Source organism: Bacillus sp. NMCC4 (assembly GCF_002998555.1).
Classification (GTDB): Bacteria; Bacillota; Bacilli; order Bacillales; family Bacillaceae; genus Bacillus.
This window is the reverse complement of sequence record NZ_PVRA01000013.1, coordinates 1-14,310: the sequence shown is the minus strand read 5'-3', so window position 1 is coordinate 14,310 and position 14,310 is coordinate 1. Positions and strand designations below refer to the sequence as shown.

At 36.9% G+C, this 14,310-nt stretch carries 13 protein-coding genes and 1 rRNA gene; 11 read left to right on the top strand and 3 right to left on the bottom strand.

The window, feature by feature from the left end; translation table 11 throughout:
* The first annotated feature begins 1,039 nt into the window (after positions 1–1,039).
* From C6Y02_RS17740 to C6Y02_RS17715, 6 genes are all read left to right on the top strand, one after another.
* Complete coding sequence (locus C6Y02_RS17740; protein ID WP_106031903.1) at positions 1,040–1,789, top strand: DNA methyltransferase family protein; 750 nt, start codon at positions 1,040–1,042, stop codon at positions 1,787–1,789.
* Positions 1,789–6,129, top strand: coding sequence for an Eco57I restriction-modification methylase domain-containing protein (locus C6Y02_RS17735; protein WP_106031902.1), 4,341 nt, complete (start codon positions 1,789–1,791; stop codon positions 6,127–6,129). The genes C6Y02_RS17740 and C6Y02_RS17735 overlap by 1 nt, the downstream gene beginning before the upstream one ends.
* Positions 6,130–6,318: 189 nt before the next feature.
* On the top strand, positions 6,319–6,834 hold the full coding sequence (locus C6Y02_RS17730; protein ID WP_106031901.1) for a GNAT family N-acetyltransferase: 516 nt from the start codon (positions 6,319–6,321) through the stop codon (positions 6,832–6,834).
* A 97-nt stretch (positions 6,835–6,931) separates the two neighbouring features.
* Positions 6,932–7,678 (top strand): amidohydrolase family protein, encoded by a 747-nt coding sequence (locus C6Y02_RS17725; RefSeq protein WP_106031900.1) that lies wholly within the window; start codon positions 6,932–6,934, stop codon positions 7,676–7,678.
* A gap of 38 nt (positions 7,679–7,716) precedes the next feature.
* The gene (locus C6Y02_RS17720) at positions 7,717–8,190 is read left to right on the top strand and encodes a GNAT family N-acetyltransferase (RefSeq protein WP_106031899.1); all 474 of its coding nucleotides are present in this window, start codon (positions 7,717–7,719) and stop codon (positions 8,188–8,190) included.
* 109 nt (positions 8,191–8,299) lie between these two features.
* Entirely contained in the window at positions 8,300–8,488 is a 189-nt protein-coding gene (locus C6Y02_RS17715; RefSeq protein ID WP_060595383.1) for a hypothetical protein, read from the top strand.
* A gap of 81 nt (positions 8,489–8,569) precedes the next feature.
* Here C6Y02_RS17715 and C6Y02_RS17710 read toward each other — a convergent pair whose 3' ends face one another.
* Complete coding sequence (locus tag C6Y02_RS17710) at positions 8,570–9,139, bottom strand: DUF4825 domain-containing protein (protein ID WP_106031898.1); 570 nt, start codon at positions 9,137–9,139, stop codon at positions 8,570–8,572.
* Positions 9,140–9,285: 146 nt separating this feature from the next.
* On the opposite strand from C6Y02_RS17710, the gene C6Y02_RS17705 reads away from it, so the two are divergent.
* From C6Y02_RS17705 to C6Y02_RS17695, 3 genes are all read left to right on the top strand, one after another.
* A complete protein-coding gene (locus C6Y02_RS17705; RefSeq protein ID WP_106031897.1) occupies positions 9,286–9,729 on the top strand; it encodes a YbaK family protein in 444 nt (147 codons plus the stop codon).
* Positions 9,730–9,787: 58 nt separating this feature from the next.
* Positions 9,788–10,501 carry an N-acetylmuramoyl-L-alanine amidase CwlD gene (gene cwlD, locus C6Y02_RS17700; RefSeq protein ID WP_106031896.1) on the top strand — a complete coding sequence of 238 codons (714 nt, stop codon included), beginning with the start codon at positions 9,788–9,790 and terminating at the stop codon, positions 10,499–10,501.
* A gap of 103 nt (positions 10,502–10,604) precedes the next feature.
* On the top strand, positions 10,605–11,663 hold the full coding sequence (locus tag C6Y02_RS17695; RefSeq protein WP_106031895.1) for an Mrp/NBP35 family ATP-binding protein: 1,059 nt from the start codon (positions 10,605–10,607) through the stop codon (positions 11,661–11,663).
* Between the two features lie 38 nt (positions 11,664–11,701).
* Here C6Y02_RS17695 and gerD read toward each other — a convergent pair whose 3' ends face one another.
* The gene (gene gerD / locus C6Y02_RS17690) at positions 11,702–12,286 is read right to left on the bottom strand and encodes a spore germination lipoprotein GerD (RefSeq protein WP_003217144.1); all 585 of its coding nucleotides are present in this window, start codon (positions 12,284–12,286) and stop codon (positions 11,702–11,704) included.
* 90 nt (positions 12,287–12,376) lie between these two features.
* Here gerD and C6Y02_RS17685 point away from each other — a divergent pair, with 90 nt between their 5' ends.
* Positions 12,377–12,979 (top strand): KinB-signaling pathway activation protein, encoded by a 603-nt coding sequence (locus C6Y02_RS17685; RefSeq protein WP_106031894.1) that lies wholly within the window; start codon positions 12,377–12,379, stop codon positions 12,977–12,979.
* On the opposite strand, the gene pdaB is transcribed toward C6Y02_RS17685, so the two are convergent.
* The gene (gene pdaB / locus C6Y02_RS17680) at positions 12,972–13,736 is read right to left on the bottom strand and encodes a polysaccharide deacetylase family sporulation protein PdaB (protein ID WP_106031893.1); all 765 of its coding nucleotides are present in this window, start codon (positions 13,734–13,736) and stop codon (positions 12,972–12,974) included. The two genes, C6Y02_RS17685 and pdaB, sit on opposite strands and share 8 nt — an antisense overlap.
* Positions 13,737–14,114: 378 nt before the next feature.
* On the opposite strand from pdaB, the gene C6Y02_RS17675 reads away from it, so the two are divergent.
* Positions 14,115–14,310, top strand: a 16S ribosomal RNA gene (locus tag C6Y02_RS17675); the annotation flags it as partial.

Sequence of the window (14,310 nt, the reverse complement as noted above, 5' to 3'; positions counted from 1 at the left end):
CAACGTTTACAAGAGATCCTTGGTTCAAGTTGGTTCAAATTATCAACTGTATAGAGAACTCAACAAAAAAAGCATCAGCATCTTGCTGGTGCTTTTTTTCTGTCATTGATTCTAGATAATAATTTTGTGTTGTTTGAATGTTTATGAGTCATAATCACTTTGAGTTATTTGTAATATCTATATTCTAGGCCAATAAAATTGATGCCTGCGTATTTCCTAGAATCGTGAAAGATAGTTCTTTTAATAATCTAGTTATCTTATGAGGTCGATTTAAATTAAAATAGAAGAGCATGTAGCAATCGATTAAAGAATAACCATCGCCTTTTTTTGAATTGTTCATCTCTGCTACATTCTTGTAAATCTTTAAGCTGACGGCCATAACCTCCAGAATACTCAGCTTCAACACTTGTTCAGTTATCTACTTCTATAGAGATTTGGCGCATGTGTTTCGTGATAGTTGTTTCTCTTTTTTTTCATAAATTTCTAAATTCATCTTTGTGTACTGAGTTTAGCCCTCTAATTTCATAAATTTTAAAAATTATTTAATATTTATGGAGATAAAATAGGATAGATTTCACTTGTATTTTTAACAGGACAAATAGTAGTTTTGTGTGTTGGAGTGAAATAGGGTGAATCTCTCAGACCTATCCTTTGCAGTTCCTCTAATTAAAATCTTCAAATAAGTCTAAAGCAGAGATGCGTTATTAGTTATATAAAAGGTCTTCATCCCTCTTTATTTCATGGATCAGCTGTAGAAAAAGGGTTCATAAGAAAGAAATGCTTTTAAAGCACTTTAATTCATTTTGATTTCCCAAAACACATAATAACAATTTTGTGTTTTTCTATATAAGTAATTTAATAGGAGGTAATGGTATCAAACATACCGGCTTAAAAGAAAGAGCTTTTTTAGGGAGAAATACATCTTTATTTTTTAGGAAATGTTGGATTAAGTGTTGTATATGATAAAATATATTTAGAAAACTCGTTTTGAAATAAATATTTATATAGATTGTATTATTCAAGAAAGGAGTATGTTGAAATGGAGGGAATTGGTTTTAAAAGTAAACTCCGCGTGCAAAAACATGGAGAAGTATTCACACCATTAAAAATAGTGGAGAAAATGTTGGATTTACAAGGAGTAAAAGAAGCTTGCGAAAATTTATCGACAACCTTTCTAGAACCATCTGCTGGGGAAGGGGCTTTTCTCGTTGCGATTCTTGAAAGAAAACTTAATATAGCTGTTAAACAATATAATGACGATCTAGTACGATTTGAGAATTACTCTTTGTTAGCTTTAGCTAGCCTTTATGGTATTGAATTATTAGAAGATAATGCTCAGACGTGTGTACTAAATATGTTTCAAGCTTATTATGAAACCTACCAAGAACAAGTTAAAATCCACAATGGTAAAATGAGAAAAAAAGTGCTGGATAGTGCTAAAGAGATCATTTCATCTAATATAAGACAAGGGAATTTTTTAACTAGGAAGGCGCTAGATGGTGAGCCGTTAGTATTTAGTGAATGGACTCCAATTAATATCAGAAAAACAACTAAAAGAATCAAAATACAGAGAACAGAATACACTTTTGATGAAATATATGGAAATGTGAAAAAGGAATCTGGAGTGACTATCAATAAATTAATAAATAAGTCAGTCCAACAACATACACAATTAGAAATGTTTGATTTATTAGATGAAAGTAATAATGTAAATGATATTCCTAAAGAGATGCGCTATATACCTGTAAACATAATAGATGTTTATAAAGCGGAGATGGAGGAAATTTGATGGATAAGACAATAATTAAGCCCTTTGATGAAATTGAATATAAAGTGTATGGTTATAGATTGCCTGAAGTTCCTAATCATAATGGATATGTCAAAATCGGAGATACAACAAGATCTGCTGTTCAAAGGATATTTGAACAAGTAGGAACTGCTGGTTTAAATCCTGAAATTTTATTTGAAAAAAAAGCACAGAAATCAGATGGGGAATGGTTTCGCGATAAGGACTTGCATAGATTTTTAATCCAAAATGGTGTCCAGAAGGAAAACTTTAATGGTCGTGCAGATGAATGGTTCTATTTTAATGGAACACCTGAAAAAGCAGAAGCATTAACCGATAAATTTATTAATCGTGATTATGATGCAATACAAATTAATAATAAGCATTTAGGATACATATTAAGAAGTGAACAACAAAAGGCTGTTGAGAAAACGTATGAGTATTTTCAAAGTGAACAGGAGCCAAAAGAGTTCTTGTGGAATGCTAAACCACGCTTTGGTAAAACATTAACAACTTATGATTTTATAAGAAATTTAAATGCAACCAATGTTTTAATCGTAACAAATAGACCTGCAATTGCAAACTCATGGTTTGATGATTTTCATAAATTTATCGCATGGCAAGAACCACAAATGAAATTTGTTTCAGAAACAGAAGCATTAAATGGAAAAGCTATGACTAGGTCGCAATATCGTGAGTATCTTGATACTACATCTTATCCTAATCCTTCACAAATCACTTTTCTATCCCTGCAAGACTTAAAAGGAGCAAAATTTGCTGGTGGTGCTTATGAAAAATTAGAATGGGTATCCAAATTAAATTGGGACTTATTGGTGATTGATGAAGCCCATGAAGGAATTGATACTAAAAAGACAGATATAGCGTTTAGTCAAATAAAAAGAGATTTTACACTACATTTATCTGGGACTCCTTTTAAGGCATTAGCTAATAATAAGTTTTCAGAAGAGCAAATATTTAATTGGTCATATGTGGATGAACAAGAAGCTAAAGAGAACTGGAATCCAGCAATAAGTAGTAACCCTTATGAAAGCTTACCAACTTTAAATCTGTTTACGTATCAAATGAGTAAAATGATAGAAGCAGAAGTGTCCGAAGGGATAACATTAGAAGAGGAAAAAAACGTTGATTATGCTTTTGATTTAAATGAATTCTTTAGAGTGAAGGAAAACGGATGCTTTGAATATGAAGAAAGTGTTGTTCACTTTTTAGACAATTTATCTTCTGGAAAATTCCCTTTTTCTAAAAATCAATATCGTGATGAACTGAATCATACGTTTTGGCTATTACCGCGTGTAAATGCTGCAAAAGCACTTGAAAAATTGCTAAATGCTCATCCCACTTTTAAGGATTACAAGATCGTACTTGCGGCAGGCAATGGAGTTAGTTTACATGATGGCATAGAAAAAGAGGCACATGATTTAAAAGAGAACACCAGAAGCTTTGATAAAGTTAGAAAAGCAATTGAACAAAGTGATAAGACAATAACACTTTCCGTGGGACAGCTGACAACAGGTGTAACAATTCCAGAATGGACAGCTGTATTCATGTTAAATAATATTGAATCACCTAGCTTATACTTTCAAGCTGCTTTTAGATCGCAGAACCCGTATGAATTTGAAAAAAACGGAAAGTTATATCGTAAAGAGAATGCTTATATATTTGATTTTTCTCCCGATAGAACTTTAAGGCTTTATGATGAACTTGCTAACAATTTATCGGGGAGTGCTTCTAAAACAACGGATGAAAGAATAGATAAAATTAAGAAGTTGTTAAACTTCTTTCCAGTTATTGCTGAAGATGAAGATGGTACAATGCAAGAAGTAAATGCTTCAGAGGTTCTGGCAATTCCTACACGTATCACATCACGAGAAGTAGTGAAAAGAGGATTTATGAGCAATTTATTATTTGCTAATATATCAGGTATCTTCTCGGGTAGTTCACCATTTAAGGAAATATTAGATAAAATACCACCAGAGAAAAACAAAAGATTAGAGAAGCGACGTGAAATATCAGTAGCTGATCCCCATGTAAATGACTATGGAGAAGTAAAAATACCCAAGGAAGTAGTGTTAGGGAAATCAAAAGAGATTTTTGGTGAAAAAATTTATACAACAATAGAAGTAGTTGATGATGTTGTATCCTCATTTAAAGAAGTAGAAGAAAAGCAAAAAAAGTCCATTAAAAATTTAGCGCAAGATATAACAGAGTCATTTTCTGACGGTTTTATCAATTTGAGTGATTCTTTTAGCTTAAACAAAGGACAAACTGATAAATTAAAGAACTCAGTAAATACTGCTGTAGAAGATGTTATAAATGAAAAGAGTTTAACTTTAAGCAATCAGGTTAGAGAATTAGAAACAAAATTTGAAAGCAAGAAACAAGAAGCAGAAATGACAAAAGATGAAAATGCTTTAAAAGTAGCAACTAAGCAATATGAAGAAGAAAAACTTAAATTAGAAACATCTTTTACAGCGGAAATAAATAAAGAAGTAGAAAAAACAATCAATACTGTTGTGGAAGAACAAATAGAAAAAGTAGAAGAAAAGAAAAAGAAAACAACAGAAGATGATGTTCGAGCTCATTTACGAGGATTTGCACGTACAATTCCTTCATTTTTAATGGCATACGGGGATGAACAGACGAAATTAGCGAATTTTGAAGAGAATATTGATGCACCTACATTTGAAGATTTAACAAGTATAACTATAAATGAATTTAGACAGCTGCGTGATGGCTTTGAGTATGTTGATGAAAAAGGTGAAACAAAAGTAATTCCTGGATTATTCAATGATGTAGTTTTTAATGCTAGCATCAAAGAATTTCTAGATACTAAACAGCGTTTAGCAAATTATTTTGATGATAGTATGAAAGAAGATATATTTGATTATATTCCTCCGCAGAAAACAAATCAGATATTTACACCAAAAGTTGTTGTGAAGTATATGCTTGATATGTTAGAGAGAGAAAGTCCAGACATTTTCAAAGATCCTACAAAAAAATTTATAGATTTATACACGAAAAGTGGACTTTTTCTAACTGAAATCACCAAAAGGTTATTTAAAAGCTTGGAAAATGAAATATCTAATGAAGATGAACGTTTGAAACATATTTTAGAAAACCAAGTTTATGGAGTTGCACCAACAAATATCATCTATAACATCGCGAAGAAATATATTTATTCAGATTTTTATAATATTTCAACAGATAATTTAATCGAGTGTGATTTAACTTCATATGCTAAAAAAGGAACTTTAGCAGATAAGTTAACAGAATTATATAGAGGTGAAAACATGAAATTCGATGTAATCATAGGGAATCCACCATTTCAGGAGGAAGATGGTGGAGCTCAATCTAGCGCACGCCCAATTTATCACCATTTTGTCCAAGCAGCTAAGAGTATGAATCCTGAATATATTACTTATATTACACCTAGTCGTTGGTTTGTAGGAGGAAAAGGTCTAGACTCTTTTAGAGACGAAATGTTAAATGACCCTCATATAAAAGAAATCCATGATTGGTTAACTCCTGAAGATATTTTTCCTAATACCAATATTAGAGGTGGGGTCAATTACTTTTTATGGGATAAAAACTTTTATGACGGTTCCATTAGATTTGCATCTTATAAAGATGGAAGAAAGATTAGTGATTTAAATCGACCTCTAGCAATTGAAGGAATTGATATTTTGTTAAGAGATAATATTGGAATAAAAATCTTAGAGAAAATATATAATAAAGATTATGAAAATATATCTACAGTAGCCGAAATTGTATCACCAAGAAAACCATTTGGATTGAGCGGTTATTTTATAGAAGACCAAAGGTTTAAAGGTACAGTTGCTTCATTAGCAAATCCAATCATTTGTTTTGCGAAGGGTTGGAAAAAAGGATATATAGAACGAGATATTATCGAGATTCGATCTGAATGGATTAATAAATGGAAAATATTTACACCACGTGCTAATAATATCGGAACAGAATTGTCCGATGATAATTTTAATATACGTATTGGGGAACCAGGAACAATATGTACGGAATCATATATTGTAATTGGAGCAGATGAAGATTATGGTAAATATGAAGCTGAAGCTTTAGGGAAATATCTACAGACTAAATTTTCGAGATTTCTTCATAGTTTAGCTAAAGGTAGTCAAGATGCTACATCAAAAACCTACCGCTTTATCCCTATACAGGATTTTTCGGTCAACTCTGATATTAATTGGGACATGTCAAATCCAGAAATTGATCAACAATTATACAAGAAGTATAAATTTTCACATGAGGAAATTAGTTATATCGAAAAAAATATAAAAATAATGGAGTAGAAATAGCTTTATTACATTTTATTCGACTAACTTCTATTACATTTTTGAATTTAATTTCTTCCAATTTACAAAAGCATCAGCATCCTGCTGGTGCTTTTTATTTGATAAATAATGACTGGTCTCTTCCTCTTGAATACGTATAAAATATGAGTATAGAAGTTTTCTGTTAAAAAAGCTGGAGGTTGTCCTATGAATCTAACGACAGAAAGGTGTCTCATTCGACCATTTACTGATGATGATTGGCAGGATGTTTATGCATATACATCTGATCCGGCAGTGATGAAGTATATTCCGGAAGATGTATTTTCTAAAGAAGATGCGAAGGAATTTATCAAAAATAATCGTCATGAAAATGCTAAGTATGTCGCTGTCCTATTAAAAGAAGATCATACATGCATTGGGCATATCGCGTTTCATCCGTACTTTGGTGAGCACACATATGAAATTGGGTGGGTCTTCAATCCTGCATATCAAAACAAAGGCTATGCATCAGAAGCGGCTTATGCTGTACTACATTATGGCTTTCACACAATGAATTTACATCGAATCATTGCCACTTGTCAGCCTGAAAATGTGCCATCGTGGAGAGTGATGGAGAAAATGGGGATGAGAAGAGAAGGGTATTTTAAAAAGTGTATACCTCAAGGAAATGAGTGGTGGGATGAATTTTACTATGCCATCTTACGAGAGGAATGGAAAACTTGATAAGTTTTCATGATATGAAGTGATTCGTCATTCCAAATATCTGTTGGCTTTCGCTATTGATATAATCAGATCAAATAAGCAGAAGAGGGGCGCGCGCATGAGGATCTTTGATGCACATTTTCATATCATTGATTTTGATTTTCCCATTCAAGAAAACCAAGGGTATACACCGCCTAGTTATGTGGTGAATGATTATAGGAGAGAGACGGCTGATTTTGGGATTTTAGGTGGAGCAATCGTGTCAGGGTCATTTCAAGGCTTTGACCAAGGCTATTTGTTGAAGGCGCTGGATGAAATGGGGCCGTCTTTTTGCGGTGTGACTCAATTACCTTTTACAGCAACTGATGATGAGATTGTTCATTTGGATCAACACGGGGTAAAAGCTTTACGTTTTAACGTGAAGCGGGGTGGTTCGGAGAATATTTCGAAGCTCGATTATTTTGCGAAAAGGGTGTATGAGCTGGCGGGATGGCATAGTGAGATTTACATAGACGCTAAGCATCTCCCTGACATCTCATCAACACTTGAAAAGCTGCCGGCCGTTTCAATTGATCATTTAGGCTTATCGGAAGAAGGCTTGCCGCATTTGCTAAAGCTGGTTGAAAAAGGGGTTCGTGTGAAAGCAACAGGTTTTGGACGTGTTGATTTAAACGTCGAACATGCGTTGACGTCTATTTATCAAACGAATCCTAATGCACTAATGTTTGGTACAGACCTTCCATCCACAAGGGCAAAGCGTCCGTTTGAATACGGTGATGTTGAATTAATTCAACAGATTTTTGATGAAAAAGCTGCTGATCACATCTTATATGAGAACGCACGTCATTGGTATTTTGGTCAATGATGAAATTGTTCCACTTCATTTCATAGGAGGTGTTTTCTTTGGATTTAAGTCAACTGACGTGCAGAGAAGCCACGCTGGAAGATCTCGACAAGATCGTCTTCATGCTCGCTGATGATATGTTAGGTCAAAAAAGAGAGCGCTACACTCAACCATTATTAGAAAGCTATATCAAAGCCTTTCACTCAATAGATGCTGATCCAAATATTGAACTCATGGTTGCGTGTGATCAGGAAGAAGCTGTAGGTGTTCTCCAATTGACCATGACGCCTTTTCTTACACATCAAGGAGGATGGAGAGCTTCAATAGAAGGAGTTCGTACAGCCTCGACTCATAGAGGAAAAGGAATTGGCACGATGTTGATAAAAAGGGCTATTCAACACGCAAGCGACCGCGGCTGTCATATGATTCAGCTAACAACAGACAAACAGAGACCAGATGCACACCGTTTTTACGAAAAATTAGGGTTTGAAGCTACGCATAATGGGATGAAACTGCATCTGCCCCATCAATAAGAACATCAAGAAGTGGAGGGATTCACGAACCTCTGCTTTTTTGCGCCTTTATTTGAAATATTTGTTATATTGAATATGTAAATCCTCTGTTATTTGGAAAGGAGAAACATTGAAGACGGAAACAGATCAATATCTTTGGTATAAAGGCGGAGCAACATTGTTTGTTTTCACAGCTGCTTTATATCGAAGAACAGATACATCATCAATATCCATTTCTCTTTTTATCAATGATCCGAAAGCGAATCATTCTCACTGGATTGGAGAATATTCAATGAATTTATGCTTACTGCAGCAGTAGATCAAAACTTTCGACAACGATTGATTCAAGCTTTTACTACATAATTATCAATAAAACAGAGGGAGACACCCCTCTGTTTTATTAATTCTGCATGGGAAACTTGTTGTATACATCTTGGCGTTTCTCTTTTGACTTCACAACTCCATCAACCAGTTCCTTCTGCCAAAGCGCTGCATCGTCTTGGTACTCTTTAAATAAGTGAGGCAGCTTTTTTTCTAGCTCTTTTCTTTGAAACGTGACGGATGATTTGTCGTTAGAGTTCATTTTGAGTGTCACTTGCTCTACGTTATCGACAAGGATAAAAAGTGCGAGTGCGTTGTATAAATACGTTTTCTCAATTGTCTCCTTTTGATCAAACCAGTATGCGTCAAATTGTTCTTCTGTGTATCCGGCATTTTCTTTTACGCCGTACGTGACGTCTAATGCTTTCCCATCAACGATTTCAAATTCTCGAATCATGCCTCCAGGAAGCTCTGATAAGATGTCACGAATGGCTGAGTTGTTACCTAGATACGTGCTTTTATGCTTGGAAAGCTGTTTTAAGGATATGTCTTCTATTCCTTTTATGTCGCTCTTCTGCTTGGTTGCTTGACTGCTGCATCCAGATAAGACGACTGTTAGTAGCAGCAGGATATACATCCATTTCTTCATTGATTTTGCCCCTTTTCCATTCTTTCTATATATAATTGTTCATCTTATCACAATTTCCCAATCCAATAGCTCATTGATTTCCATTTACTGAACAGCATGTTTTGGTCAAATCAACGAACAATACAAAGAAAAAAGGAGTTCAGTCCATGGCAGAGGTTCTTTCATTTTATCAATTGAAAACAAAACGAGATGTCACGCTTGAAAAGAAGCTGTTGCGTACATTGTCTCTTCAACAGGTCACGGTTGCTTCCGAGAAATTCACGAAGAAGCTGTTCCCATTTGCAGATGATCCAGCTGGGATTATGAGTGATGGCTGCATAGATTTCGCCATTGAAGCTTTTTTAGCTGGCGGGAGATACGGTGAGTCGAGTAAATACGGCGAATCGTTCGACGATATCAAGAAGCGGTCCTCCCAGGAGGAAGATGAGCTGGTTGAGGAGCTAGCAGGGTGTTTGCAATCGTGGGGGAATATGTTCCGAATGGAGCGGAAGATGTCGTGCCTGTATCCATTTGCGAAGGATTTTTTAAGCATGTGGTGGCAGGAAGGCTTTCGAGAATCAGAAAAAAGGCATAAGCTTCGGCTGCACTAAGCATATTTCCAGCCCTTGTCCCATATCTATAAAATAATGGTGTATGGGAGGGACAGGGATGAAAAGAAAGCTGAAATGGACAGGGTTTTTAATCGGGTTTATTGTCCTCTTATTCTTATTCAGGTTTCAGTTTCTAAATGATGATTCGTGGAAATCGTGGAACTTGCCTTTGAGCGGCAAGATCATCTATTTAGATCCGGGTCATGGCGGTCCAGATGGCGGGGCTGTAGGAGGAGAGTTGCTTGAAAAAGAGATTGCACTGGATGTATCCATGAAGATACGTGACTATTTACAGGAGCAGGGTGCCCTTGTTCTTATGACCCGCGAGGATGATTCTGATTTATCATCAAAGAATACAAAGGGATATGCCCGAAAGAAAGCGGAGGATCTAAGAAACCGTGTAAAAGCCATCAATGAGTCTGAAGCCGATCTCTATTTAAGTATTCATTTAAATGCGATCCCATCGAACAAATGGAGCGGCGCACAGACGTTTTTTTACGGAAAATATGAAGAGAATGAAAAGGCAGCGAAGTTCATCCAAGATGAATTACGCAGGAATCTTGAAAACACAGATCGAAAGGCGAAACGGATCAATGGCATTTATTTAATGCAAAATGTCACAAAGCCAGGAGCCCTTGTGGAAATTGGATTTCTCTCCAACCCGAAAGAGGCAGGTCAGCTGGCAACACCTAAATATCAGGATCAAATTGCTGCCTCCATTTATAAAGGCATTCTCAGATATTTAACAGAGCAAAAAGAGCCGCCTGAATAAGGGGCTTTTTCCTTTTGATCGCAGGCAAACAGGACAGACATTGTAAGGATATGTATGATATACTTGGATTGTAAACGAATTCAATAAAGGGTGAGGTTCTGCTATGATCGGACAAGATGATGTGAGAAAATTAATTGGGAAGATGGACGAACCTTTCCTTCATATACCGCTTGGTGAGCTGGATGCCATCAAGGAAATTAGCCTAAAGCCTGAAAAAGAGCATGTGAGCTTAAAGGTGGCCATTGCCAAAACGGGTACTGCTGAGCAGATGAAGCTGCAGCAAGACATCGTACAAGCCTTGAAAGCAGCTGGCGCTAACACAGTAGGGCTACGTTTTGAAGAATTGCCTCAGGAAACACTTGAAAGGTTTATGCCTTCACAAGATGAGGAAGAAAATTTGCTCAACTCTAAAAATCCGCCTGAGTTCTTAGCGATTGCGAGTGGAAAGGGCGGCGTTGGTAAATCCACCGTGTCTGTTAACCTTGCTGTAGCACTGGCTCGTCTAGGGAAAAAAGTCGGACTGATTGATGCAGATATTTATGGCTTTAGTGTACCGGATATGATGGGAATCACCGTCAGACCAACTGTTAAAGGGGAAAAAATTATTCCTGTGGAACGCTTTGGTGTCAAAGTGATTTCAATGGGCTTTTTTGTTGAAGAAAATGCACCGGTCATTTGGAGAGGACCGATGCTTGGTAAAATGCTGAATAACTTCTTCCACGAAGTCGAGTGGGGAGAATTAGATTACTTACTATTAGACCTTCCGCCTGGAACGGGAGATGTGGCGCTTGATATTCATACAATGCTTCCAAGCTGTAAAGAAATCATTGTCACAACACCGCATCCTACAGCTGCCTTCGTTGCTGCTAGAGCAGGCGCAATGGCACTGCAAACAGATCACGAGGTGCTGGGTGTCGTTGAGAATATGAGCTATTATGAAAGCAAAAAAACAGGTGAGAAAGAATATGTCTTTGGAAAAGGAGGCGGGGATAAGCTGGCGGAAGAGCTGCGAGTATCGGTCCTTGGTCAAATTCCTCTAAGGCAGCCTGATTGGAATGAAGATGATTTTGCTCCATCTGTCTATGATGCGAGTCATCCGACGGGAGAAGTGTATCAACACATTGCGAATAAAGTTATTGAACAATTAGCAGTAAAAGCATAATGAAAGCCCGAGTGGATGAATGTCCCCTCGGGTGATGTTTAACTGCCGCTTTCTTCGCTGCCTTTTGATCCGGAATCACTGCTTTCAGATGCTGCTTTTTTAAGCTCATCTTCGAATTTCTTCTTATAAAGAGGACTGCTTAATGTTTCTGTAATGACTTTTTCTAAGTGCTTTCTGAACTCTTTGCTTTTCACCAGTTCACCGTATTTCTTTTCCATTTCGGGATCCTTGAGAATATCCATCATCAATTGCTGATAGTCAGGGTCCTTCATTAACTGTTTTAACATCTTTTCATGCTGTTGCTGCATGGATTTAGCGAAAGTCTCGGCAAATTTAGAATCCTCAAAGACCTTCTTCCAGAACTCTTTGCCTTTATCAGAAGTCAGTGTTTTCTCTATCGTTTTTTTCACAGTTTGTTCATCCATTACCAAAGCTTCATTCATTGCCTCGTCATTTAATAACTGTTGAATGGCCTTTTTACCGTCATCTGTCTTCAATATATCGACGACCATTTTCTTTGTTTCGTCATAGTCCATATTAGATGAGGATTGGGTTTTGGGAGCACAAGCTGTTAGAGATAAAAGGAGAAAACAGCTCATTATACGCAAGATGCCTTTTGACATACTGTGGCTCCTTTCGTTACATGTCTTACTTTTAATATGAATGTTTCTCGTAAATTTATACATAACAAAAATAGGGGTTGGATCAATTCAATGAAAAGTCGGGATTTAGTTCGTTTTTTCTTCTCTGTGCTAGCTGTTGGAGCGGTCATTACAAGCGTGGTTGGCTTTGCGCTGGAGTGGGGGAAATATCAGAAGCTTTTTATATCGTTTGAAATACTAGAAATCGCATCTGTGTTGTTTTGGTTCATTGGTGTGGGGATGATTTTTAGTGTCATTAGTCAGATGGGGTTTGTTGTCTTTTTAACGGTGCACCGGTTTGCGTTAGAGATATTCCGATCACATTCTCTATGGAATACCATTCAGCTGTTTCTGGTGATCTTTGTGCTGTTTGATTTAGCTTACTTGCGATTTTTGTTTTTTGGAGAGAATGAATCATTTCTTCCATACCTATGGCTGCCTGTCTTTATCGGTGTGTTCGCATTGATCGTGGCTTACTTTAAACAGCAGCAGTCCTCTAAGAAAACTTTTGTTTCCGCAATGTTTCTCATGGTTGTCATCACGTCGATAGAATGGTTCCCGGCGCTCAGAGTCAACGAAGAGGACTGGCTGTATTTAATGCTATTTCCGCTATTAGGCTGTAATGCGTTTCAGTTGTTAGCTATGCCGCGGTTTTCAAAGGCGAAAGCTACTTAACTTCCGATGACCTTGTTTTGGTATTGGAGATCAGTTCGCCAACCGTCACATTTTTTAAATTCTTTTCTTTGATTTGTTTCAAAATAGCTGGTAAGGCTTGAGCGGTTTGGGTTGCTGAATCTGAGGCATGTAGGAGAACAATATCTCCGCTTTTCATTCGATCATTTACATTCTGAACAATCTGATCGACGCCCGGATTCAGCCAATCTTGTGAGTTGACGCTGTAATGGACAACGGTATAACCGTACTGTGTGGCAATTTTCAATGCTTTTTCGTTAAATTGCCCAGTTGGCGGTCTTAATAGTTGAATGTCATCTAGTCCAAGCTTTTGAAATGAATTTTGTGCCCGGACAAGATCTTGCTTGATTTCACTATCTTCAAGCTGGCTATAATTTTTATAAGCATAGCCAAGGCTGCCGATTTGGTGACCGTCCTCTCTAATTTGTTTGACGATATCAGGATGACGCTCAGCCCAAGAAGCAGACAGAAAGAAAGTAGCGTTCTTTATATCGTACTCTCGAAGGACATTTAAAATAGGAACAGCCTTCTCATCTCCCCAGCCGATATTAAAAGTAAGGGAGACATGTTTTGAGGAAGTCTCGCCTTTATAAATGGCTCGGGGTCCGTGTTCTGTTTTAAATACCGACAGCGGCGGTGCCTTTTGTACATAAAAAAAGGTTGCAGCTGCAAGGGCTGCTACAAGAATAATGACGGCTTGCTTCAGCCGTTTAATAGGAAACACATATAATCGACTCAATTCAAACACTCCTGCCTTGTCCGAGATTGTTACTTGATTGTATGCAGGACAAGGATTTGAGATGCACAATAAAACTATTTCAAAAAAAGTTTTGAAAAGGCGTTGACCGATAGAATATTTTCGTGATATATTATTAATCGTCGCTGACACACAGTGACAAACACAAAACGCTTCGGGAAATAAACTTAAAAAAAGTTGTTGACATAAGATGAAGCGAAATGTTATATTATTAAAGCCGCTAAGAACGGCGAAGATGATCTTTGAAAACTAAACAAGACAAAACGTACCTGTTAATTCGAGTTTTTATAAAAAAATCCTATGAAACATCATAGGTAGTCAGTCAAACGCTGACGAAAAACAAAACTTCGGTTTTGTACTTTTTCGGAGAGTTTGATCCTGGCTCAGGACGAACGCTGGCGGCGTGCCTAATACATGCAAGTCGAGCGGACAGAAGGGAGCTTGCTCCCGGATGTTAGCGGCGGACGGGTGAGTAACACGTGGGTAACCTGCCTGTAAGACTGGGATAACTCCGGGAAACCGGAGCTAATACCGGATAGTTCCTTGAACCGCATGG